We start from the raw sequence: 22630 nt of genomic DNA, 5'->3' as shown, positions 1-22630 counted from the left end.
TTCCGGTGGCGCGGCACGGCTCCGCGCCGCCCCCCCCCCCCCCCACGGGCGGTGTCCTCCGGGCGTCTCAGGTGTCCACGGTGTCAGCGAGGACTCATCGACGGGCGGGACGGTAGGCGTCGTTGACGTCCACGGGGCCGGCGCCACCCTGGATGCCGCCGCCGGGGATGTGGATCGTTCCGCGTACGGCGACGGCGGCCGTGCCGTGGCGCGGCACCGGCATGGGAGCCAGCCGTTGCCAGCGGTCGCGCACGGTGTCGTACGCCTCGGTCTCGTCGAAGACCGTGTTCGGGTCGGTGGCGTCGTGCCGGCCCTCGCCGCCGAAGGTGTAGATCCTCGTCCCCACGGCCGCTGCGGCGATGCCGCCGCGGGCGGTGGGCATCGGGGCCCGCTCGGACCAGCGGTGGGCGCGCAGGTCGAACGCGTAGACGGTGTCCCGTACGTTCACCTGCCCCCGGTCCCGGCCTCCGAGGACGTAGAACGTGTCGCCGACGACGGCTCCACCGACGTGATCGCGGGCCTGCGGCAGGCTCGGCAGGGTCTCCCAGCGGCCCGTCGTCACGTCGTACGCCGACACGGTGTCCACCGTGTCCTGCAGGCCGCCCGCGCCCGGCACGAGGACGCGCATGCCGCCGGCGAGGAAGATCTTCGTCCCGTGCACGCCGATCGCGGCGCTCCCCCGCTCGGTGCCCGCGGGCACGGGAGGCAGCCGGCGCCACCGGTCGGCGCGCGGAGAGTAGACGAAGCTGTCGCGCAGGGCCTGCCACTCGGATCCGCCGGACAGCCCGCCGAGGACGTGGATCCGGCCGTGGACCACCGCCACATTGGGGTGGTTCATCGCGACGGGCAGCGGTGCCGCGTCCGACCAGGTGTCGTGGCGCGTGTCGTAGACGTCGACCCGCGTGGTGGTGGTGATGCCGCCGGACTCCCCGGGGACGATGCCGCCGATGACGTAGACCTTGTCGCCGACGGCGGCGACGCTGTGCTCCTGGCGGGGGCCGCTCGCGACCGGTGCGAGTCGCTGCCAACCCCTGCGGTAGGGCCCTTCTTCCACGGGGGGCGTTCCGCCGGGGGATGTGGGGTGATCCGGATGCGCGTGGGCCTCGACGGCCGGGGACACCGCCAAGGCGGCGCCGAGGAGCAGTACTGTCCGCCGCTGCATGGGAAACTCCTTGTCACAGGGCCTGCTTTCCGTCGGAAGCAGGTGGCTTCGGCCCGTTCAGTGTTTCTGTGCGCGGCGGGGGCAACCAGGGGATGTCGTCCCGGGGGTGGGGAGCACCCGGCTCGGCCGGAGCCCTTTCAGGGGGCGGGGTCGACGACGTCCTGGGTGCCGAGGACCGCGAGCAGGTCCAGCAGGCCGGCACTGTCGGTGCCCAGCGCGGGGGTGAACCAGAGCAGCCGCTGCCGGCCGTCCTCGCTGAACAGGTTGAGGCAGTTGACCTCGACGAGGCCGAGGGCGGGGTGCCGGATGCGTTTGCGGTCGTCGCGCCGGAAGGCCACGTCGTGGTCGGCCCACAGCGCGGCGAACTCGGACGAGGTGTCCCGCAGCGAGCGGATCATCGACGTGGCTTCGACGTCCCTGGCGTCCCGCCGGGCGGCCGCGGCCCGCAGGTCGGCGACGAAGGCACGGGACTGGGCCTCGTGGTCGGCCTCCGGGTACAGACGCCGGGCGTCGGCCTCCGTGAACCACCGGTGGACGAAGCTGGCCCGGGCCCCTTGGAAGCGGGAGTGGTCGCCCAGCAGCGCCACCGCGAGCGGGTTCTGCACCAGCGTGACGTGCAGATCGGTGATGACCTGCGCGGGAGTCGACGGCATGCGGTGGAGCAGGTCGAGCATGCCAGGGTGGACGTGCGAGGCGGCGCCGCCCTGCACGGGCACCGGGCGGTCCGCCAGGCGGTAGAGGTAGTCCCGCTCGTCGGCGGTCAGGCGCAGCGCCCGCGCCAGCGCGGCGATCATCTGCTCGGACGGCTGGGACCCGGCTCCGCGTTCGAGCTCGTTGTAGTAGTCCACCGATGCCCCGGCGAGCTGGGCGACCTCGTCCCGGCGCAGCCCGGGTACCCGGCGCCGGGGCCCGGCCGGAAGTCCCACGTCGCCCGGGCGGATGCGGTCGCGCCGCGACCGCAGGAATGCTCCCAGCTCGGTGTGTTTCACAGAACCCATGTCCGCCATTGTGTGCCCGGCCGGGGCGCCGTCCCAGGGGATGTCATCACCTGGTTCCGCCGGTCGTCGTCGCCCATCGTGGAGGACCTGACGCAACAGGCCACTCCGAGGAGAACAGTCATGCCTTTCGCCAACTTCAAGGTCCCCGCGGGCACCGTCACCGCCGAGGACAAGAAGAAGATCATCGAGCGCACCACCGACCTGTACGCGGAGATCTACGGTGAACGGGCCCGCGCCACCACCGTCGTGCTCGTCGACGAGGTCGTCGACGGAGGCTGGGGGGTGGCCGGCAACGTCCTCACCGCCGCCATGCTCAACGACGACGCCTGACGCCGGCATCTGCCCGGCAGGTCCTCAGCCGTAACAGGCCGGCAAGGGTTCCAGCCCTTCCGGCACCCCGTACTTGATGACTGCCGTGTACGCCTCCGCGATGTCGCAGCCCTTGTCGAACCACGGGAAGGCGAACAGGCTCCAGATCAGAAGGACGACGACGAGCGTCGAGCGCGTTCTCTTCGGCATGCCTGCACTGTTCCGCCCCATACGGCGGAACCGGCCCTGCTCGACGGAGGCGACGGAGGCGTGCGAGTAGTCGAGCCGCTCGGCGAGCTGCTCCCGGGTGAGCAGGGCGCGTTCCCGGAACGTCTTCAGGGCCGCATCGACACGGCCCTGGCCGCCGCCGCCCTGCGCAAGCTGTGCGGCGACCAAGTGGTGGTCATGGGGCTGTGACGGCCCGGCGCCCGGCTCGAGCCGGGTGCCGCGGCACCGGACCGCGTCTCCAGCGCCCCTGGGGGAACGCGGTGCCGGAACGGCTCGACGTCTTCGCGTGAGCCCCGCGGTCCGGCCGGGCGCGTCACCCGTTCACCGCTCCTCAATGAGGGGCGGGGGCCTGCGCGGTGCGCCGTACTCCGGTGGCGGCGAGCACGGCGCCCACCACGCACAGCACGCCGGTGACGAGCACGGCGCCGTGGACCCCGTTCATGAAGGCCTGGCCGCTGCCCTCGACGACCGCGGCCCTCAGCCGGTCGGGCATGTCACCGGAGACCGGGGAAACGCCCATCGCCACCGCGTCCTTGGCCTCCGTCAGGCCCTGCGCCACGGGGGCGGGCACTCCACTGGAGGTCAGTTCCCCGTGGAGCGTCGAACCGACACGGCTGCTGATCAGTGAGACGAGGACGGAGGTGCCGAGTGCGCCGCCGATCTGCAGCGCGGTGGCCTGCAGACCGCCGGCGACACCGGCGTCCTTGACGGGGGCGTTGCCGACGATGGCGTCGGAGGAGGCCGCCATCACCATGCCGACGCCCAGGCCGAGGGCGATGAACGGCGGCCACAGCGCGCCGTAGGAGGAGTGCGCGTCCCAGGTGAGCATCCAGAAGGACGCGGCGGCCTGGAGGGCCATGCCCAGCGGCATCGACAGCCGCGCGCCGAAGCGTTCGGTGAGTGCGGCGCCGATCGGCGAGGCGACGACGGAGGCGAGGCTGAGCGGCAGGGTGCGCACACCGGCCTCGACGGGGGTGAAGCCGCGGACGTTCTGCAGGTACAGCATCACGAAGAAGATCACGCCGAGCAGGACGAAGAAGTTGACGGCGGTGATGACGGTGCCGATCGTCAGCGCGGGGCTGCGGAACATGCGCATGGGGAGCAGCGGGTGCTCGACGCGGGTCTCGTACCAGCCGAAGGCCAGCAGGATCACGATGCCCGCGGCGATGGTGCCCAGGGTGCCGGCGGAGGTCCAGCCCCAGGTCTCGCCCTTGACCACGCCGAAGACGACCGCGAGCAGTCCGAGCGCCAGCAGGACGACGCCGGGGATGTCGAAGCGGTGGTGACCGGTGGGGTTCTTGCTCTGCGGCAGGACGAGCGCGCTGAACACGAGCGCGACGACGCCGATGGGGGCGTTGATGTAGAAGACCGACTCCCAGTCGACGTGTTCGACGAGCAGGCCGCCGACGATGGGGCCGAGCGCGGTCGACACGGACGACACCATCGCCCAGACGCCCACGGCCATGCCGAACTTCTTCGGCGGGAAGACCGCCCGCAGCATTCCCAGGGTGTTGGGCATGAGCAGGGCTCCGAAGAAGCCCTGCAGGGCGCGGAAGGCGATGACGCCCTCGATCGAGCCGGCCAGGCCGATCGCCACGGAGGCCGCCGTGAAGCCGGCGACGCCGATCAGGTAGTACGTCCGCCGGCCGAAGCGGTCGCCCAGCTTGCCGCCGAGGATCAACGCGGCGGCCAGGGCGAGGAGATAGGAGTTGGTGACCCACTGCAGATCGGCGGTGGACGCGTTGAGGTCGCGTCCGATCTCGGGGTTGGCGATGGACACGACGCTGCCGTCGAGCCCGACCATGAACAGGCCGAAGGCGACAGCGATCAGGGTCAGCCACGGGTTGCTCCGGCGGCCGCGCCGGACGCCGTCGGGGGCGTCGGCGGACAGGGGTGAGTGATCCACGGCAGTGGAGGACATGAAGGTGATTCCCGGGTGCTAAGAGAACAGGTGACGACGCCCGCCGGGCCGGATCGGCCGGGCGGGTTCCGCGGTGTTGCCGTCAGTGGGCGGGGTGGAGACGCCGCGCGAGGTTGCTCAGGGCGGTGAGGGCCGATCCGATGGCGTCGAGATCCCCGTCGGTGAGGGTGTGCAGCGCCTCGATGACGTAACCGTGCCTGAGGTCGTCCACCCGGGTCAGGTCCTGCCGTGCGCGCACTGTCAGGTGCAGGTGCGCCACTCGCTTGTCGTGGGTGTCCTGCCGGCGTTCCAGCAGTCCCTGCCGGGTCATCTGTGAGACCAGGGCACTGACGTTGTTCGGCTTCATCAGCATCACGTCGGCGGCTTCGCGTACGGCGATGCCGTCCCGCTCCGCGACGAGCCGCAGCAGCGCCAACTGCCCCTCGGAGGGCTTGGGGACCGCGACGTCCTGGGCGAGGCGCCGGTCCACCGCCCGGTTCAGCGCCGGCAGGATCGCCGTCAGCGCACGGGCTACGTGGCTGAGGTCCTGGTCGGACGCGGGGGAACCGGGCATCCCTCCATTTTAGTACGCGGTCATACCTATGACCAAATATCTTTCTGGTTCGCCCGAGCCGGGCAGCACCCCCGACCCGGGCCGGCACGCGCCGGCGCTTCGGGGCGCGGGTGTCGTGATGACGCAGGTGCGGCTCGGCACCCCGCCCCGGGCCGACCGGCGGCACCGGACGCGTGGGTACTGCCGTGGCGGGCCCCGCAGGCGGACCCGTTCGCGCCCCGCCGGGCGAGGCCGGAGCCCCCGGCCGCCGGAACGCCGCCGTTCCTCGCGGCCCATGCGGCGACGTGCGACGCGGCGGCGGAGTCGCCGGGCTGCGGCAGCGACGGGGAGAAGACTCCGCCCCCTTCCCCCTCGGGCCCGGTGCCACCACCCGGAGTCATCCGACCGGCAGGGGGCAGAAGTGATGCCGGGTCCGGAGTCCCTCTCGCCGGACCGTGAGGGATACGGCGGGTCAAGCCGGAACCCCGCCCGGCAGATGATCGAAGCCGCGGCGTTTGAAAGTGGGCCGACGGTAAAGACGGTGCACTAACAGAAACTTTATACGACAAGGTAGGAGATACGTCATGGGCATCATCGCTTGGATCCTCATCGGTCTGCTCGCGGGCTTCATCGCCAAGGCGCTGATGCCGGGCAAGGACCCCGGCGGCGTCATCATCACGATGCTCATCGGCATCGCCGGCGGTCTTCTCGGCGGTTGGCTCGGCAAGGTGATCTTCGGCGTCGACTCCATCGACGGCTTCTTCGAACTGTCCACCTGGATCGCCGCCATCGCCGGCTCCGTCATCCTGCTCGCCCTCTACCGCCTGGTCACCGGCAACCGCCACTCCCACCGCCACGCCTGATCCGGCACTCGCACCGCACGGAACGGCCCCTCGTCCCACGCGACGAGGGGCCGTTCCTTCTCTGCTCCGGCAGTCCGGTCGGCCGGCGTCCGAGCGTGTGCGACGGTCCCGCGCCCGGCAGCGGGAACGGGACCGCCCGGAACGGCATCCGCTTTCACCCCGGCGGGCCGGCCGGAACGGCATCCGCCCCCGCGGGTCAGGGCCGACTGCCGCTTCGCCCCTCCCCGGCCACCCCGGCCTCCCCGGTCACCCCGGTCACCCCGGCCTCCCCGGCCTCCCCGGCCTCCCCGGCCTCCCCGGCCTCCCCGGTCGCGCCGGCCTTCCCGGTCGCGCCGTTCGTCCCGGTCCGCCCGGGCCCGGCGTCCGCGTTCACGGCCGGTACTTCGGCAGGCGCGTCGCCATCGGCAGCGCCAGCGCCATCAGGCCCGCCCCGCACAGCAGCGTCGTACGGAATCCGTCCGTCGCCGTCAGCAGCGAAGCCGCCAGCGCCGTGCCGGCGGACGCCGCCGTCTGGGAGACGATGTTCAGCGCCGTGCTGCCGGCCGCCACCTCGGTGCCCGTGAGGCCGCGCGTCGCGGAGGCCATGACGGGCATGTTCGTCATGCCGACCCCGGTGCCCATGACGGCCAGGGAGGCGGCCAGGCGCCAGTACGGGGCGTCGGAACCGGCCTGGACGGCGAAGGCGAGGAAGCCCGCGACGGCGACCAGGACGCCGGGGACGACGATCGCGCGCGGCGCCACCCGGTCCGAGATCCGGCTGGAGATCTGCATCACCGTCCCGCTGCACAGGAACTGGGGGATCATCAGCAGTCCGGTCTGCGTGGCGGACAGGCCGCGCTGCTGCTGCCAGTACAGCGGTACGAGCATCATCGAGCCGAAGTACGCGGCCGAGAACGGCACCATGGTCGCCACCGCACGGCCGACCGACGCCCTGCGCAGCAGCCGTAGGTCGAGCAGGGGGTGGTCCGCCCTCAGCGCCCGCACGGCGAAGGCGGCCACCAGCGCCGTACCGGCAACGACCGGGACGAGAACCCCCGCGGTGCCGAAGCCGCCGCGCTCGCCGCCCAGCGTCAGCCCGTACAGCAGGGCGGCCAGGCCCGGGGAGAGCGTCAGCAGTCCGGCCAGGTCCAGCGGGCGGCCGGTCCGCTCGTCGTCGTCGCGCATGACCCGGGCACCGAGCAGCAACGTGAGGGCGCCGACCGGAACGTTGACGAAGAAGATCCAGCGCCAGGACAGCGCGTCGGTGAGGACGCCGCCGAGGACCGGACCCGCCATCGGGCCGACGAGGACGGGGATGCCGAGGATGCCCATCATCGTGCCCTTGCGTTCCGGCGGGGCGGCGCGCAGGACGACCGTCATCGCGACGGGCACGATCATGCCGCCGCCGAGTCCCTGCACCACACGGAACACGATCAGTGAACCCGCGTCCCAGGCCAGCCCGGTGAGTCCCGAGCCGAGGGTGAAGAGCGCGACGGCGGTGAGGAAGACCCGCTTGGCGCCGTACCGGCCCACCGCCCACGCGGTGACCGGGATGACGGTCGCCAGCGCCAGCGAGTAGCCGGTCACCGTCCACTGGACGACGGACAGGGGCGCGTCGAAGGCGCGCGACAGGTGGTCCAGGGCGACGTTGACGATGGTCATGTCGAGCACCGTCATGAACGAACCGAGCACCACGACGCCCGCGAGGGCCAGGACGTGCCGGGGGACGGCGGGCAGGGACGGTCCCCCGCTTCCGCCGCTTCCCCCGGTCCGTGCCGGGAGGGCGGTGCTCATCACGCCCCGTACGGGGAACGGCGGCGCCCGTCCCGCAGCGTCCGCCCCCACCAGCCCAGCTGGTCCAGCATCGCCTTGCCCGCCCCTTCGGGTATCTCGGGCCGCAGCAGTGAGCCGTCCTCGGCGAAGCTCTCCCACGCGTTGTGGAAGCTCACCGTGTCCCGCACCGTGACGGCGTGCAGTTCGGCGAGGACCAGCCGCAGGTGCTCGACCGCGCGCAGACCGCCGGCCAGGCCCCCGTAGGACACGAAGCCGACCGGCTTGGCCTGCCACTGGGTGTAGTGCAGGTCGATGGCGTTCTTCAGGGGTGCGGGGAAGCTGTGGTTGTACTCGGGGGTGATCACGACGAAGGCGTCGGCCGCCGCCAGGCGCCCCGTGACCTCGGCGGCCTCCGGGTGGGCCGCGGGGGAGACGACGTCGGGCAGGGGGTGCTCGGCCAGGTCGACGGGGTCCAGTTCGAGATCGTCGCGCTGGGCGGCGAACCGCAGGAACCAGTCGGCGACGACCGGGGCGAAGCGGCCCTCGCGGGTCGAGCCGATCAGGACGACGACCCGCAGGGGGGCATCGGTCGCGGTGGAGACGTGCGAACGCGGAGAGGAATCCGATGAGTTGGTCACACCGAGAAAGTACAACGCTCATGGCAATGAATGCAACGGTCGTTGTAATTCCTCCGGTCCGGATACCGTGACCGGTGACAGGAAGGGGCAGGACGCGTGAGACAAGGGCTGGCGGAGAAGCGGCAGGCGATCGTGCGGGGAGCGCGCCGCGTCTTCGGGCGCGACGGCTACACCCGCGCCGGCATGGACTCCATCGCCAAGGAGGCCGGGGTCTCCACCCGCACGATCTACAACCACTTCCCGGAAGGGAAGGCGCAGCTCTTCCGCGTCGTCGTCGTGGAGGGTTCGGAGGAGGTCGTACGGTCCCATCTCGACGCCGTCGACCGGCGGCTGCACAAGGTCACGGACCTGGAGGCCGACCTCATCGGTTTCGCGCACGCCTGGGTGTCACCGATGGACCGGCACCACGACCACTTCGCCGTCGTACGGCAGTTGCGCGCCGAGGTCGGTCACATCCCGCGGGAGTTCCTGGACGCCTGGCGTGCCGCCGGTCCCGACCGCGCCCTCAAGGGGGTGGCGGACCGCTTCCGCGAACTGGCCGAGGACGGACTGCTCGACGCCCCGGACCCGGAGCGCGCCGCGCGCCACTTCCTGCAGCTGACCGCCGGCGAGATCAGCGACCGCACCTACCAGGGCGGTCTGCCCCTTCCGGACGAGGAGCGGGACGAACTGATCACGTCCGGGGTGCGCGCGTTCCTGCGGGGGTACGAACGGCGCTGAGGCCGCAGGCGTACGGCGGCGCCGGGCCCGCGTCGCCGAACCGGCCGCCCGAGGCGGCGTGCACCGCGGCCCGGCGGGCGCGGGCCACCGCCCGCACCCGCCCGGGGCCACGACGGTCAGGCCGCCCGCCGTACGCGGTCGCCGTGTCCGCGGATGATGTCCGCGTACCGGTGACCGGTGCCCTTGATGGTGCGGACCTGGGTGTCGTAGTCGACGTGGACGAGGCCGAAGCGCTTGTCGTAGCCGTACGCCCACTCGAAGTTGTCCAGCAGCGACCAGGCGAAGTAACCGGCCAGCGGGGCTCCCTTGCGGGCGGCGTCGGCGCAGGCGGCCAGGTGCCGGGTGAGGTAGTCCTGGCGCTGCGGGTCGTCGATGGTGCCGTCGGGGCGGACGACGTCCGGGAAGGCGGAGCCGTTCTCGGTGACGTAGAGCCTGCGGGCGCCGTACTCGTTCGTCAGGCGCAGCAGCAGGGTTTCGATGCCGCTCTCGTCGATCTCCCAGTCCATGCCGGTGCGCGGCACCCCGTCCCGGCGCACGAAGGCGGCGTGGGGGGCGGGTCCGTCCGGGTCGGCGGCCACCACCTGCGGGAAGTAGTAGTTCAGGCCGAGCCAGTCGAGCGGGGCCGCGATGGTCTCCAGGTCGCCCTGCTGTTCCGGGAGTTCGACGCCGTAGACCTCGCGCATGTCCTCCGGGAAGCCCCGGCCGTGCACGGGGTCCAGCCACCAGCGGTTGGTGTGGCCGTCCATGCGGACCGCCGCCGCCCGGTCCTCGGGGCGGTCGCTCGCGGCGTGGATCGTGGAGAGGTTGTTGACGATGCCGACCTGGGCGTCGGGGGCCGCGGCGCGGATGGCGCGGGCGGCGAGGCCGTGCCCCAGCAGGAGGTGGTAGGAGGCGCGGACGGCCGCCGTGAGGTCCGTCAGGCCCGGGGCCATCTTGCCCTCGAGGTGGCCGATCCAGGCCGAGCACAGGGGTTCGTTGAGGGTCGCCCAGTGAGCGACGCGGTCGCCGAGGCGTTCGGCGACGACGGAGGCGTACGCGGCGAAGTGCTCGGCGGTGTCGCGCTCGGGCCAGCCGCCGCGGTCCTGGAGGGTCTGCGGCAGGTCCCAGTGGTAGAGGGTGACCGACGGGGTGATGCCGGCCTCGAGCAGGCCGTCGACCAGCCGGTCGTAGAAGGCCAGGCCCTTCTCGTTCACCGGGCCGTCGCCGCCCGGCACGACGCGCGGCCAGGCGACGGACAGCCGGTAGGCGTTGGTGCCGAGGCGGCGCATCAGGCCGATGTCCTCGCGCCAGCGGTGGTAGTGGTCGCAGGCGGTGTCGCCGTGGTCGCCGCCCGCGATCGCGCCGGGGGTGTGCGAGAAGGTGTCCCAGATCGACGGGGAACGGCCGTCCTCCGCCACGGCCCCCTCGATCTGGTACGCCGAGGTGGCCGTGCCCCACAGGAAGTCGTCGGGGAGGGCGGCGTAGTCGATGGTCACGGAAGTCCCTTCAGGATCAGGAGAGCCGGTCACTTGACGGCCCCTGCCGTCAGCCCGGCGACGAGGTAGCGCTGGAGCAGCAGGAAGCCGGCGACCACGGGGACGCTCACCACGAGTGAGGCGGCCATGATCTGGTTCCAGTACACGTCGTTGAGGGTGGAGTAGCCCTGGAGGCCGACCGCCAGGGTGCGGGTGGTGTCGTTCGTCATCACGGACGCGAAGAGGACCTCGCCCCAGGCGGTCATGAAGGCGTAGACGGCGACCGCGACGATGCCGGGGATCGCGGCCGGGACGACGACGCGGAAGAGCGCGCCGAGCGGGCCGCAGCCGTCCACCATCGCCGCCTCGTCCAGGTCGCGGGGGACCGAGTCGAAGTAGCCGATCAGCATCCAGATGGAGAACGGCAGCGAGAAGGTCAGATACGTCAGGATCAGTCCGCCGCGGGAGCCGAACAGGGCGATGCCGGTGGCGTTGCCGATGTTGACGTAGATGAGGAACAGCGGGAGGAGGAACAGGATGCCCGGGAACATCTGCGTCGACAGCACGGTCACCGTGAAGACGCGCTTGCCGCGGAAGCTGTAGCGGCTGACGGCGTACGCGGAGAACACCGCGATCACCACCGAGCAGACGGTCGCCGCGCCCGCCACGATCAGTGAGTTCACGAAGTAGCGGCCCAGTGGGACCGTGGACCAGATGTCGATGTACGGGTCGATCGTCAGCTCGGTGGGCAGCCAGCGGAACTCGCCGGTGACGTCGGCGAGCGGCTTCAGCGAGCTGGAGACCATGACGTAGACCGGGAGCAGCACGAAGCCGGCCAGCAGGGTCAGGAAGATCCGCCGGGTCCACAGGAACGAGCGGGGCGGGGCCATCGGGGAGGCCGGTGCCGTCGTCGGGGTGCTAGGCATGCGAGGCCCTCCGCTCGCGCGAGGTGAGTGCGAGGTAGACGCCCGTGACGACGAGCAGGAACAGCAGGAGCAGGACGGACATCGCGGAGCCGGTGCCGAAGTTCCAGGTGACGAAGGACGCCTGGTAGATGTGGACCGAGATGAGGTCCGCGGCCTCGGGGGCGGTCTTGCCGAACATGACGTACGGGGTGTTGAAGTCGTTGAACGTCCACAGGAACAGGACCAGGACCAGCACCTGGTTGACCGGGCGGAGCGACGGCAGGGTGATGCGGCGGATCTGCTGGAGCATTCCCGCACCGTCGAGGGCGGCGGCCTCGTACAGCTCGCGCGGGATGTTCTGCAGGCCGGCCATCACGATGAGGAAGGCGAACGGCCAGCCCTTCCAGACGGAGACGATCAGCAGGGCGAAGAAGCTGTTGTCGCCGATGAGCCAGAACGACGGCTTGTCGGTGAGGCCGAGCTGGTCGTGCAGGACGTGGTTCACCAGGCCGTTGTCGTGCTGGAACATGAACACCCAGGTGATGACGGCCGCGTAGACCGGCAGGGCGTACGGGACCAGGAACAGGGCGCGCAGCAGGCCGCGTCCGCGGAAGGTGTCCTGCATGCAGATCGCGGCGGCCGTGCCGATCAGCCAGCACAGGCCGACGGACAGCAGGGTGAAGGCGATGGTGACGAGGAAGGAGTGCAGCAGGGCCTCGCCGACGGGGGCGTCGAAGTCCACCGACACCGAGTAGTTGTCGAAACCGGCCCAGGGGGCGGTGCCCCAGTCGCGGATGTAGAACTGGGTGAGTTCCTTGAAGCTCATCACGATGCCGATGACCATCGGCACCAGGTGGACGAGGAGTTCGAGGAGCAGGGCGGGCAGGAGGAGCAGGTAGGGCAGTCCGATGCGGCGGATCCGCCCGGGGCGGCGGCGGGGGCCGCGCGCCGCACCGGGGGAGCTCTTCCGCGCGGCGGCCCGATCCGCAGGAGCAGTGGTGGTCATGGCGGTGTCGGGACTCACTTCTTGGGCATCTGCTGCTGCGCCTTGGTGAGCGCGGCCTTCACCGAGTCGGTGGTCACCGCGCGTCCGGCGGCGGCGTCGGCGAACAGTTCCTTGATCGCCGTACCGACGGCGGTCTCGAACTGGGACTCGTCGGGCACCTGCGGCAGGGCGACGGCGCTCTTGGCGAGGGTGTCCTTCAGGACGGCGTTGGCCGGGGAGTTGAAGGCGGCGTCCTCCTGGGCGGCCTTGACCGGCGGGATGGAGCTGTACGCCGTGTTGAGGATCTTCTGCTCGGCGTCGCTGGTCATGAACTTCACGAACTTCGTGGCGCCGTCGAGGTTGTCGGTGTTCTTGAAGACGGCGAGATTGATGCCCGCGACCATCGAGTTGACCTGCTTGCCCGCGCCGGGGGTGCCGGACTGCACGGGCACCGGGGCGATGCCGTAGGCGTCCTCGCTCATGCCCTGGGAGGCGAGGTTGGCGGAGGCGGACTGCCACAGCAGCATGCCCGTCTTCCCCTTGGCGAAGTCGCTGACCGACTGGTTCTGGGCGTACTCGGCGTTGCCCGGGGCGATGACCTTGTCCTCGGCCATGAGGTCGACGTACTGCTTGACCGCCGTGACCACCCCGTCGTTGGTGAAGTCGGCCCTGCCGTCGGCGGTGAAGAAGTCGGCGCCGTGCTGCTTGGCGAAGACGAAGGCGTGGTGGATGTTCTCGGAGGGGTTCGAACCCTCCGTGCCTATGCCCCACTTGCCGTCCTTGGACAGCTTCTTGCCGGCGGCGACCAGGTCGTCCCAGGTGGCCGGCGGTCCGTCGATGCCGGCGTCGGCGAACATCTGCTTGTTGTAGTAGAGGGCGTAGGCCATGGAGTACAGCGGGACCGCGGCCGGGTCCTGGCCCTCGACGCCGGTGGAGCCGAGCGCGGAGTCGACGAAGCGGTCCCTGCCGCCGATCCTGTCGAAGTTCTTCGCGTCCCAGGGCAGCAGGGCGCCGGTCGCCTGGAGCGAGGCGGACCAGGTGTTGCCGATGTTCAGCACGTCCGGGCCCTGCCCCGAGGTGGTGGCGGTGAGGATCCGGTTGAGCAGGTCGGACCAGGGCACGACCTCCAGCTTCACCTTGATGCCGGTCTGCTTCTCGAACTTGTCGAGCTCGGGCTGGAGGACCTTCTTGTCCACCTCGATGCCGGCGCCCTGGTTGGACGCCCAGTAAGTGAGCTCCTTGGGCGAGTCGTTGGACCCGCCTCCGGTACTCGATCCGCCTCCGCAGGCCGAGGCGGCGAGTGCGAGAGACAGGATGACGGCGCCTGTGGCCGCGGCTCGGATACTGCGCATGGCTCCTGATGTCCCTTTCCGGGGTGCATGAGGCGTCCTCCGCACGAAGACACCGCCTCACGTCTTAATTTAGGACGTGAGTTAAACCCTCCGGAGGTGGAACGTCAAGGGTTTGGACGGACTCACCCAACTCTCGCCGGACCCCTTGACTCATCTGTTCCACGGATGAACCATTCAGCGTCGAGAGAGCGCTCCCAGTCCCCACGCCGTTCACTTCCTGAACCAGGAGAGCCAGCCACATGACGCCCGACTCCCCGTCGTCCTCCCGGCGTTCAACCATCGGCCGCCGCACCGTCCTCGGCGCCGCGGCCGCCGCCCCCGTCCTGGCCGGACTGCCCTCGGCGGCCTCCGCCGCACCCGCGGCGAAGCGCCGGAAACCGCGCCGGCTGAAGGGCGGCGGCGATCTCGGCCCCAACGTGATCGTCTTCGACCCGTCCACGCCGGGCATCCAGACCAGGCTCGACGAGGTGTTCGCCCGGCAGGAGTCGGCCCAGTTCGGCACCGGTCGCTACCAACTGCTGTTCAAGCCGGGCACGTACAACGGGCTCAACGCCCGGCTCGGCTTCTACACCTCGGTCTCCGGACTCGGCCTCTCCCCCGACGACACCACCATCAACGGTGACGTGACGGTCGACGCCGGCTGGTTCGACGGCAACGCCACGCAGAACTTCTGGCGTTCGGCGGAGAACCTGGCGCTCGTCCCGGTCAACGGCACCAACCGGTGGGCGGTCGCGCAGGCGGCCCCGTTCCGCCGGATGCACGTACGCGGCGGCCTCGACCTCGCGCCGTCCGGCTACGGCTGGGCGAGCGGCGGCTACATCGCCGACAGCCGTGTCGACGGCACGGTCGGCCCGTACTCGCAGCAGCAGTGGTACACCCGGGACAGTTCGGTCGGCGGCTGGACCAACGCCGTGTGGAACATGGTGTTCTCGGGTGTCGAGGGCGCCCCCGCGCAGAGCTTCCCGGATCCGCCGTACACCACGCTCGACACGACGCCGATCTCCCGCGAGAAGCCCTTCCTGTACCTCGACGGCGACCGGTACCGCGTCTTCCTGCCCGCGCTGCGGAGGAACGCGCGCGGTGTCACCTGGGGCAACGGCACCCCGCGCGGCACCTCCCTGCCGCTGGACCGCTTCTACGTCGCCAGGCCGGGCGACTCGGCGGCCACCCTCAACCAGGCGCTCGACCAGGGCCTCGACCTGCTGCTCACGCCGGGTATCTACCACGTCGACCAGCCGGTCCGGGTGAACCGCGCGGGCACGGTCGTCCTGGGTCTCGGCTACGCCACCCTGATCCCCGACAACGGCGTCACCGCCCTGAAGGTCGCCGACGTCGACGGCGTACGCCTCGCGGGCTTCCTGATCGACGCCGGGCCGGTCAACTCCCGTACATTGCTGGAGATCGGCCCGGACGGCGCGCGCCGGGACCACTCCGCCGACCCCATCACCGTCCAGGACGTCTTCATCCGCGTCGGCGGGGCGGGGCCCGGCAAGGCGACCACGAGCATGGTGGTCAACGCCCGGAACACCATCGTCGACCACACCTGGGTCTGGCGCGCCGACCACGGCGAGGGCGTCGGCTGGGAGACCAACCGCTGCGACTACGGCGTCGTGGTCAACGGCCACGACGTCCTCGCCACCGGCCTGTTCGTCGAGCACTTCAACAAGTACGACGTGCAGTGGAACGGCGAACGCGGCCGCACGATCTTCTTCCAGAACGAGAAGGCGTACGACGCCCCCGACCAGGCCGCGATCCAGAACGGCTCGGTCAAGGGCTACGCGGCCTACAAGGTCGGCGACCGTGTCACCACCCACGAGGGCTGGGGCATGGGCAGTTACTGCTACTACAACGTGAATCCGGGCATCGTCCAGCACCACGGCTTCGCCGCCCCGAACCGTCCGGGCGTGCGCTTCCACGGTCTGCTGGTCGTCTCGCTGAGCGGGCACGGGCAGTACGAGTGCGTCATCAACGACACCGGGGCCCCGACCTCGGGCAGCACCACCGTGCCGTCCACGGTGGTGTCGTACCCCTGACCCCGCCGCCGCGGGCACGCCCATGATCGACGCCGACGGTCGGGGTGTGCCCGTACGGCGGCGGTGGCGGCCCCTCCCGGCTCCAGTTGCGGGAGGGGCCGCCGTTCACGCCTCACCGCACGGGCGCGGGAGCCGGCGCGGGGGCGTAACCCGTGGGCCGGGCGGTGAAGGTGCCGCGGCCCTGGGTGCGGCTGCGCAACCGGGTGGCGTAGCCGAACAGTTCGGCCAGCGGCACGGTCGCGGTGACGACCGTCGCGCCGGCCCGGGTGACCGAGCCGGTCACCCGGCCGCGCCGCGCGGCCAGATCACCGAGCACGCCGCCCACCGCGTCCTCGGGCACGGTGACCGTGACCTCGACGACCGGCTCCAGCAGGACCATCGCGCAGGCCCGCAGGGCATCCCGCAGTCCGAACCGGCCGGCGGTGCGGAAGGCGGTGTCCGACGAGTCCTTCACATGGGTCGACCCGTCGGTGAGCGTGACACGGAGCCCGGTCACCGGGTGCCCGCCCAACGGCCCCTCGGCCAGGGCGTCCCGGCAGCCGGCCTCGACCGCGCGCACGTACTCCTGCGGCACCCGGCCGCCGACGACCGTCGAGCGGAACTCGAAGCCGGACTCCGGGGAGTCCAACGGCTCGACGTCCAGCACGACGTGGGCGAACTGCCCCGCCCCGCCGTCCTGTTTGACGTGCCGGAACACGAACCCGGACACACCGCGGCCGACGGTCTCCCGGTGACTGACCCGGGGACGGCCCACGTTGACGCCCAGCCCCTGCTCACGCCGGACCTTCTCCACCGCGACCTCCAGGTGCAGCTCGCCCATGCCGGACAGCACCGTCTGACCGGTCTCCGGGTCGGTGCGCACGACCAGCGAGGGGTCCTCCTCGGCGAGCCGCGCGAGTGCCGACGCCAGACGCCCGGTGTCCGTGCCCTTCAGCGCCTCGACCGCCATGGAGACGACCGGCTCGGCGACACCCGGAGGCTCCAGGACCAGCGGGGCGTCCGGCGCGCACAGGGTGGAGCCGGCGCGGGCGGACTTCAGTCCGACCACGGCGACGATGTCCCCGGCGACGGCCCGGTCCAGTGGGGCGTGCCGGTCGGCCTGGACGCGCAGGATGCGGCCGATGCGCTCGGAGCGGCGCGCGGTGGCGTCCCACACCGTGTCTCCTTTCTCGATCGTTCCCGAGTACACCCGCAGGTAGGTCAGCCGCCCGGTGGCGGTCGCGTTCACCTTGAACGCGAGGGCGGCCGGCGGTGCCGCCGGGTCGGCGGCCCGCCGCTGTTCGCCGCCGTCGTGGTCCGTGCCGCACACCGGCGGTACGTCGAGCGGCGACGGCAGGTAGGCGAGTACGGCGTCCAGCAGCGGTTCGATGCCGCGGTTGCGGTAGGCGGAGCCGCACAGGACGACGACGGCGTCACCGCCGCGGGTCAGGTCCCGCAGGGCGCCGGCGAGCGTGGCGTCGCCGAGCGCGCCCGTGTCGCAGAACTCCTCCAGCGCGCCGGGGTGCAGTTCGGCGACGGCCTCCTCCAGCAGCCGGCGCCGTGCGCGTGCCTCGTCGCGCAGTTCGTCCGGCACGGGTGCCGCATCGCGGGCCTCGCCCTCGTCGGTCCAGGTCAGGGCCCGCATGCGCAGCAGGTCGACGACGCCGGTGAAGGCGTCCTCCGCGCCGATCGGCAACTGCACCGCCAGGGGTACGGGGTGCAGCCGCTCCCGGATGGAGGCGACGGCGGTGTCCAGGTCGGCGCCGGCCCGGTCCATCTTGTTGACGAACGCGATCCGCGGCACACCGTGCCGGTCCGCCTGCCGCCACACCGACTCGCTCTGCGGTTCCACGCCGGCGACCGCGTCGAACACGGCGACCGCGCCGTCGAGGACGCGCAGGGAGCGCTCCACCTCGTCGGCGAAGTCGACGTGGCCCGGGGTGTCGATGAGGTTGATCCGGTGACCGTCCCAGGAGCAGCTGACGGCGGCGGCGAAGATGGTGATGCCCCGGTCGCGTTCCTGCGGGTCGAAGTCGGTGACGGTGGTGCCGTCGTGCACCTCGCCGCGCTTGTGCGTGGTGCCGGTGACGAACAGGATCCGCTCGGTGACGGTGGTCTTGCCGGCGTCGACGTGGGCGAGGACGCCCAGGTTGCGGACGGTGGCGAGGGGGTTGGTGCGCATGGCCCGTGGCCTTTCGGATGTTCCGGAGAAGGGCGGCGCGATGTCCCGGCGCACGGCCTCATGCGTCCCTCGTCTGCGGGGCGTACGAGGCTCAGACGTGCGTCGCGGGCATCCGGTACCGGCCGCGCGGCGGGCACCGGAGGGCGGGAGACACCAGGATCACCACGGACCGACGGGACCGGGAACGGGGAGCGGCAGCGGTGGCGTGGTCGCGCACGGCCGGACTCCCCTCACTGGTCATGGACGCGCGGCCCGACGGGGGGCGGCGCCTGTGCGGTGAGTGTAGGGAGGGCCGCGGGGGCCGGGCCACGCATTTTCGCCCCGGGCCCGCACGGCGCCACGGCGCGGCTCCCCACCGTCGCGCGCGCCCGGATGAATCAACGATCAACAAACTCCGGTGACTTGCTCTCCGGAACGTCAAGGTGTCCTTACACTGCGGCAGAGGCATGGGTGGTCGTTCTCCCATGACATGACCAGGAGTGGTGTTCGTGGAAGCGCGCGAAATGGGGGTCCTCGGGCTGTCCGCCGCCGAGGAGCACGTCTACCGGCACCTGCTGCGCAATCCGGGCGCCCAACTGGACGACGTGCACATTCTGTTGAGACACAGCGCGGACACCGTGCGCGCCGCCGTGGACCGGCTGCGCGCGCTGCGGATCATCCGCGAGGACGGAGGGACGGCCCGGGCCGCCGAGCCGCAGCTCGTCGTCGCCAGGCTCGCGGAGCAGCGCCTGGAGGATCTCTACGGGGAGATACGCCTCCTCACCCATCTCGGCCCGATCATCGACGTCCTGACGCGCGACATGCCCGCCGCGGCGACTCCGGAGACCGTGCCCACCGTCGAGCGGATCACCGACGTGAAGGAGATCCGCACCCGCCTCGACGAGCTCTCCTTCTTCGCCCGCGCCGAGGTGCTCTCCGCCGAGCCCTACGAAGCGCTGAGCGTCGAGAACATCGAGCACGCACGGCCCTTGGACATGCGCTGTCTGCGACGCGGCGTCGTCATCCGCAATCTGGTGCGTCCCGAGGCGCTGGAGGACCCGCCGACCGTCGCGTATCTGACGGAACTCGCCCTGGCCGGTGCCCGGATCCGGGTCTCGGGCGAGCTCACCGAGCTGATGCTGGTGTACGACCACCACACGGCGCTGGTGCCGATCGATCCCCAGGACACGTCGAAGGGCGCACTGTGCGCCCGGGAGTCCGGGATCGTCACCAACATCATCGGACACTTCGAGCGGCTCTGGAACAGCGCCGACGTGTTCAGTCCCCTGACCGGTCTCGTCGAGTCCACGGGCACCGAACTGCCGGAGGCCCGACGAAAGGTGCTCGTGGCCATGTGCTCGGTCGGCACGGACGAGGCCGGCGCCCGTGCCAGCGGGATGGCCCTGCGCACCTACCGGCGCCACATTTCCGCTCTGATGCAGCTCCTGGGTGCGGAGAGCCGCGCACACGCCGCCCTCCTGGCACGCGAACGCGGCTGGATCTGACTCCCGCGCGCGGCCCGGGCGCGGGCCGGGGCCTCGCCTACTCCTTGCACTCCTCCGGGTCGGCCGGCCACTGCATGTCGCCCTGCCAGCCGTTCGCCGGGCCCCGGCAGGTCTCCTTCGGCGGGCCGTCCGCGGTGAGCGGCGTCCCGGCCGGACCGCCGGCCTGCCCCGGTCCCCACGCCACCCCGGTCACGGCCAGGGCCGCCACGGCTGCTCCCACGAGCGCCGAGCGCACCACTACGGCTTTGATCCTCACAACGTCCCCCTCGTCGTCCGAACCGCTGCTCACTCCGGTCACGTCGTGGTCCGGTCGACCGGTCGCGCCGTAGTGGCGACAGGAAGTCTGGCACGCGGCGGGTCCGGCGGACGCCGTCGCGGCGGGCAGCCTCCTGCCAGCCGCGCGGCAGCATCCTGCCGGTCCACCCGAGCGGCCCGGGAAGCGGCTCCGCGGCTCAGCAGTAGACCCACGCGTCCTCGGCGAAGCGCTTGAACGCGGCCTTGGTCCCGTCCCCCGGTATGCCGTCGATCAGGCCGTCGTAGTCCCATGCCCGCTGCAGCACCCGCTGCAGCGCCATCACCGTGCCCGTGCCGACGACACCGTCGATCCGGCCCTCGTAGCCCCATCTCACGAGATACCGCTGCATCGCCTGCCAGCTCCCGGTGCCCAGCAGTCCGTCCCGGGGACCGTCGTACTCCCAGTGACGTTCGAGGAAGCACTGCACCTTCCTGGCCTGCGTGACGCTGAGACCCAGGTTCACCACGGCGAGCGGGGCGACCTCCGTCCCCGAGGCCGTCGACGACACGGTGGCGGGCCGTGCCGGCGCCGCGAAGCCCACACCGCCCGCGCCCCCGGCGGTGAGTCCGAGCACCGCGGTGGCGATGAGGAGGGTTTTCGTCATGTCACGGGGTCGCATGCGTCGGTCCTTTCGACGGTGGACGGTTGGCCGGGGAGCCTGATGGCTGCGGCTCCGGTCGGGACAGTGCCATCGGTCCGCCGGAACGCGGAAGCCGTTCAACTGCCGACGAGCAGCGGTCGGACCGCCGGCGGGGGCCTGGACACCTTTGACACGCACGAGGGGCCGGAAGCACTCTGCCGCCCCGGCTCACCTGCGGAACTCCGCCGGATCCGCACCTCGGAAAGGACCGCCATGCAGTCGATGGGACGTCTCAGGGCATGTGCCGCCACAGGAGCGCTGACCACGGCTCTCCTCGGAACGGGGGCCGCCGTCGCGCCGGCCGCCTCCGCCGCGCTCTACACCTGCACCAGGGCAGGCAACATCATTTACCCCTCGTACTACATCAGGATGCCCGTCAACTCCGGCGGAACCGGTGAGCTGGACTGCCTGCTTCCCGTGGGCAGCACCGGATCGGCCGTGACGGCCCTGCAGCGCACGCTCAACCGGTGCTACGCCGCCGGCCTGGAGCCGGACGGCGTGTACGGAGGGCTGACCGAGGCGGCCGTGCGGGACGCCCAGCGCGAAGCGGGGGTGACCGCGGACGGGGTGTACGGGCCCCGCACCGCGGCGGGCATCAGGCACGCCACCTGGTCGAGGGAGGTGCCGGACCGCTTCCTGGGCTGCCGCCGGTACAGCCCGAGCTGATCCCTCGTCACCTCCCGTCACCCGGGCTGAGCGGCCGGTATGCGCCGCTCCCGCAGGTTCCGGACGAACGTCCGGGGTGTGGACCGGCCCGAGAAGAGGTCCGCGGCCTCGCCGCGCAGGGCCGCGCGCCAGGCCGGGTGGACGGCCTGCTCCCAGTTCAGCGTGAACGCCGGTGCCTCACGGACCAGTTCGTACTGGAAGCGGGTGAACTCGGGGTGGGGCGAGGCGTCGAGCCGACGTGCGGCGTCGGCCGTGACGGGGACCTCGCCGGCCGCCAGCAGGGCGTCGGTGTGATCCGGGGTGGAGAACTCCTTCAGGAAGTCGAGGACTCCGCCCCGGTGGCCGGTGAGATCGCCGGCCGACAGGTAACCGGCGGGAGTGCCGACCAGGTTCTTCGGGTCCCCCTCGCCGCCCTCGACGGCCGGGAAGGGGAGCCAGCCCAGCCGCCGGCCGGCGAACCCGGGGAACCGGTCGACGAGGGCCGCGTGCTCGCGGGAGTCCATCAGATGCATGGCCGCCCGCCCCCGGGCGAACCGGGCGGTGGCCGATCCGTCGGTGTAGGAGACGTCCGCGAAGCCGTCGCCGAAGGCGCCGGCCTCGGCCAGGGACGTCACCTCCCGCGCGGCCCGCAGGACCGCCGGGTGGTCCCAGTGGGTGTGATCGCCCGCCTGGATCCGGCCGAAGACCTCGGGTCCGCCGAGGCGTTCCACCAGGTACGCCAGCCACATCAGCTCCGTCGAGGGGTCCGCGCCGCCCAGCGCGAACGGCGTGATGCCCGCCTTCGTGAGGCGTGCTGCCGCCCGGCGGAGCATGGTCCAGTCGGTCGGCGGACGCAGCCCGAGATCGGCGAGGAGCGTCTTGTCGTAGAAGAGCAGCACGGGCCGGGTTCCGCGCACGGGGACGCCGAAGGGACGCTCGTTGACGTGGCCGCCCGTCAGCGCCGAGGGGAGGAAACTCCGCCCGAGTTCCGGATGGTCCAGCATGAGGTCGTGGAGGTCGGTCACCCGGTACTCCTCCGCGGCGGTGCGGATGGATCCGCTTCCCCAGTGGAAGAGGAGGTCGGGTCCGTCGGCGCCACCGCCCAGCGCGGCGCTCAGTTCGGCCTCGTAGGCGTCGGCCGGTACCCGGCGCAGTTCCACCGAGGTACCGGAGGACCTGGCCGCGGCGGACCGTCCGAAGCGCTCGGCCGCCGCTTCGAGGACCGCGGTGGCACCGTCGTCGGGAACGAGGGCGGTGAGCGTCCGCCGTCGGGGCGACGGCGCACCCGCGCCGCAGCCGACGAGACCGGTGGAGATCAGGGCGCCGGTGCCGAGGAACCACCGCCTGGTGGGAGACAGCATGGGGTCGGGTGCCTTTCCATGAGGGGCTGTTCGCCGTGCCGGAGCCCCTTGCCGCCGGGTCCGGCACGGCGTGCGCGCACGCGGGACGGACGGGGGCCGGCGCCCCCCCCGCGGGGCCCGGCCCCCCCCCGGGGGGGGGGTGTCGCTCGCCCTGCTTGTGGGGTGCCGTCCGCGCCCACCCGTGCCGCCCCA

22 protein-coding genes are annotated in these 22630 nt (G+C 71.8%); 7 read left to right on the top strand and 15 right to left on the bottom strand.

The features are described 5' to 3' along the window. Positions 1–94: 94 nt before the first annotated feature. Both ACFXAE_RS23750 and ACFXAE_RS23745 read right to left on the bottom strand, forming a co-directional pair. Positions 95–1162 carry a Kelch repeat-containing protein gene (locus tag ACFXAE_RS23750; protein ID WP_384718173.1) on the bottom strand — a complete coding sequence of 356 codons (1068 nt, stop codon included), beginning with the start codon at positions 1160–1162 and terminating at the stop codon, positions 95–97. 137 nt (positions 1163–1299) lie between these two features. Continuing rightward, positions 1300–2169 (bottom strand): helix-turn-helix transcriptional regulator, encoded by an 870-nt coding sequence (locus ACFXAE_RS23745; protein WP_384718171.1) that lies wholly within the window; start codon positions 2167–2169, stop codon positions 1300–1302. Between the two features lie 111 nt (positions 2170–2280). On the opposite strand from ACFXAE_RS23745, the gene ACFXAE_RS23740 reads away from it, so the two are divergent. Beyond that, positions 2281–2490, top strand: coding sequence for a 4-oxalocrotonate tautomerase family protein (locus ACFXAE_RS23740; protein ID WP_384718169.1), 210 nt, complete (start codon positions 2281–2283; stop codon positions 2488–2490). 24 nt (positions 2491–2514) lie between these two features. On the opposite strand, the gene ACFXAE_RS23735 is transcribed toward ACFXAE_RS23740, so the two are convergent. Further along, positions 2515–2784 carry a hypothetical protein gene (locus ACFXAE_RS23735; RefSeq protein WP_384718179.1) on the bottom strand — a complete coding sequence of 90 codons (270 nt, stop codon included), beginning with the start codon at positions 2782–2784 and terminating at the stop codon, positions 2515–2517. Here ACFXAE_RS23735 and ACFXAE_RS23730 point away from each other — a divergent pair. Further along, positions 2740–2886 carry a hypothetical protein gene (locus ACFXAE_RS23730; protein ID WP_384718181.1) on the top strand — a complete coding sequence of 49 codons (147 nt, stop codon included), beginning with the start codon at positions 2740–2742 and terminating at the stop codon, positions 2884–2886. The two genes, ACFXAE_RS23735 and ACFXAE_RS23730, sit on opposite strands and share 45 nt — an antisense overlap. Positions 2887–3028: 142 nt before the next feature. Here the strand turns inward: ACFXAE_RS23730 and ACFXAE_RS23725 are convergent, their stop codons facing one another. Together ACFXAE_RS23725 and ACFXAE_RS23720 are read right to left on the bottom strand one after the other, a co-directional pair. Continuing rightward, on the bottom strand, positions 3029–4618 hold the full coding sequence (locus ACFXAE_RS23725; protein WP_384718167.1) for an MFS transporter: 1590 nt from the start codon (positions 4616–4618) through the stop codon (positions 3029–3031). Positions 4619–4700: 82 nt separating this feature from the next. Then, a complete protein-coding gene (locus ACFXAE_RS23720) occupies positions 4701–5171 on the bottom strand; it encodes a MarR family winged helix-turn-helix transcriptional regulator (protein WP_384718165.1) in 471 nt (156 codons plus the stop codon). A 563-nt stretch (positions 5172–5734) separates the two neighbouring features. Here ACFXAE_RS23720 and ACFXAE_RS23715 point away from each other — a divergent pair. Further along, positions 5735–6013 carry a GlsB/YeaQ/YmgE family stress response membrane protein gene (locus ACFXAE_RS23715; RefSeq protein ID WP_384718163.1) on the top strand — a complete coding sequence of 93 codons (279 nt, stop codon included), beginning with the start codon at positions 5735–5737 and terminating at the stop codon, positions 6011–6013. Positions 6014–6382: 369 nt separating this feature from the next. Here the strand turns inward: ACFXAE_RS23715 and ACFXAE_RS23710 are convergent, their stop codons facing one another. After that, positions 6383–7786, bottom strand: a complete 1404-nt coding sequence (locus ACFXAE_RS23710) for a DHA2 family efflux MFS transporter permease subunit (RefSeq protein ID WP_384718161.1) — start codon at positions 7784–7786, stop codon at positions 6383–6385. Further along, the gene (locus tag ACFXAE_RS23705) at positions 7786–8403 is read right to left on the bottom strand and encodes an NADPH-dependent FMN reductase (protein WP_384718159.1); all 618 of its coding nucleotides are present in this window, start codon (positions 8401–8403) and stop codon (positions 7786–7788) included. The genes ACFXAE_RS23710 and ACFXAE_RS23705 overlap by 1 nt, the downstream gene beginning before the upstream one ends. Before the next feature lie 96 nt (positions 8404–8499). Here ACFXAE_RS23705 and ACFXAE_RS23700 point away from each other — a divergent pair, with 96 nt between their 5' ends. Next, on the top strand, positions 8500–9123 hold the full coding sequence (locus tag ACFXAE_RS23700; protein ID WP_384718157.1) for a TetR/AcrR family transcriptional regulator: 624 nt from the start codon (positions 8500–8502) through the stop codon (positions 9121–9123). A gap of 116 nt (positions 9124–9239) precedes the next feature. Here the strand turns inward: ACFXAE_RS23700 and ACFXAE_RS23695 are convergent, their stop codons facing one another. From ACFXAE_RS23695 to ACFXAE_RS23680, 4 genes are read right to left on the bottom strand one after another with little or no spacing between them, the layout of a single operon-like run. Beyond that, positions 9240–10598 (bottom strand): GH1 family beta-glucosidase, encoded by a 1359-nt coding sequence (locus tag ACFXAE_RS23695; protein WP_384718155.1) that lies wholly within the window; start codon positions 10596–10598, stop codon positions 9240–9242. Between the two features lie 29 nt (positions 10599–10627). Next, on the bottom strand, positions 10628–11467 hold the full coding sequence (locus ACFXAE_RS23690) for a carbohydrate ABC transporter permease (RefSeq protein ID WP_384718177.1): 840 nt from the start codon (positions 11465–11467) through the stop codon (positions 10628–10630). Between the two features lie 28 nt (positions 11468–11495). Continuing rightward, complete coding sequence (locus tag ACFXAE_RS23685; protein WP_384718153.1) at positions 11496–12488, bottom strand: carbohydrate ABC transporter permease; 993 nt, start codon at positions 12486–12488, stop codon at positions 11496–11498. A 14-nt stretch (positions 12489–12502) separates the two neighbouring features. Beyond that, entirely contained in the window at positions 12503–13819 is a 1317-nt protein-coding gene (locus tag ACFXAE_RS23680) for an ABC transporter substrate-binding protein (protein ID WP_384718151.1), read from the bottom strand. Positions 13820–14058: 239 nt separating this feature from the next. Here ACFXAE_RS23680 and ACFXAE_RS23675 point away from each other — a divergent pair, with 239 nt between their 5' ends. After that, complete coding sequence (locus ACFXAE_RS23675; RefSeq protein WP_384718149.1) at positions 14059–15852, top strand: coagulation factor 5/8 type domain-containing protein; 1794 nt, start codon at positions 14059–14061, stop codon at positions 15850–15852. Positions 15853–15964: 112 nt separating this feature from the next. Here ACFXAE_RS23675 and fusA read toward each other — a convergent pair whose 3' ends face one another. Next, entirely contained in the window at positions 15965–18013 is a 2049-nt protein-coding gene (gene fusA / locus ACFXAE_RS23670) for an elongation factor G (RefSeq protein WP_384718147.1), read from the bottom strand. Positions 18014–18501: 488 nt separating this feature from the next. Here fusA and ACFXAE_RS23665 point away from each other — a divergent pair, with 488 nt between their 5' ends. Then, entirely contained in the window at positions 18502–19497 is a 996-nt protein-coding gene (locus tag ACFXAE_RS23665) for a helix-turn-helix transcriptional regulator (RefSeq protein ID WP_384718145.1), read from the top strand. Between the two features lie 37 nt (positions 19498–19534). On the opposite strand, the gene ACFXAE_RS23660 is transcribed toward ACFXAE_RS23665, so the two are convergent. Next, positions 19535–19753 (bottom strand): hypothetical protein, encoded by a 219-nt coding sequence (locus ACFXAE_RS23660; protein WP_384718143.1) that lies wholly within the window; start codon positions 19751–19753, stop codon positions 19535–19537. Positions 19754–19949: 196 nt separating this feature from the next. After that, positions 19950–20411 (bottom strand): peptidoglycan-binding domain-containing protein, encoded by a 462-nt coding sequence (locus tag ACFXAE_RS23655; protein WP_384718141.1) that lies wholly within the window; start codon positions 20409–20411, stop codon positions 19950–19952. 243 nt (positions 20412–20654) lie between these two features. On the opposite strand from ACFXAE_RS23655, the gene ACFXAE_RS23650 reads away from it, so the two are divergent. Next, positions 20655–21098 (top strand): peptidoglycan-binding protein, encoded by a 444-nt coding sequence (locus ACFXAE_RS23650; RefSeq protein ID WP_384718139.1) that lies wholly within the window; start codon positions 20655–20657, stop codon positions 21096–21098. A 17-nt stretch (positions 21099–21115) separates the two neighbouring features. On the opposite strand, the gene ACFXAE_RS23645 is transcribed toward ACFXAE_RS23650, so the two are convergent. Beyond that, on the bottom strand, positions 21116–22438 hold the full coding sequence (locus ACFXAE_RS23645; RefSeq protein WP_384718137.1) for an ABC transporter substrate-binding protein: 1323 nt from the start codon (positions 22436–22438) through the stop codon (positions 21116–21118). Positions 22439–22630: the final 192 nt, after the last annotated feature.

Origin of the sequence: Streptomyces sp. NPDC059454 (assembly GCF_042749965.1) — a bacterium.
Taxonomy (GTDB): Bacteria; Actinomycetota; Actinomycetes; order Streptomycetales; family Streptomycetaceae; genus Streptomyces.
The sequence above is the reverse complement of the archived record's forward strand: the minus strand, read 5'-3'. Positions and strand labels throughout refer to the sequence as shown.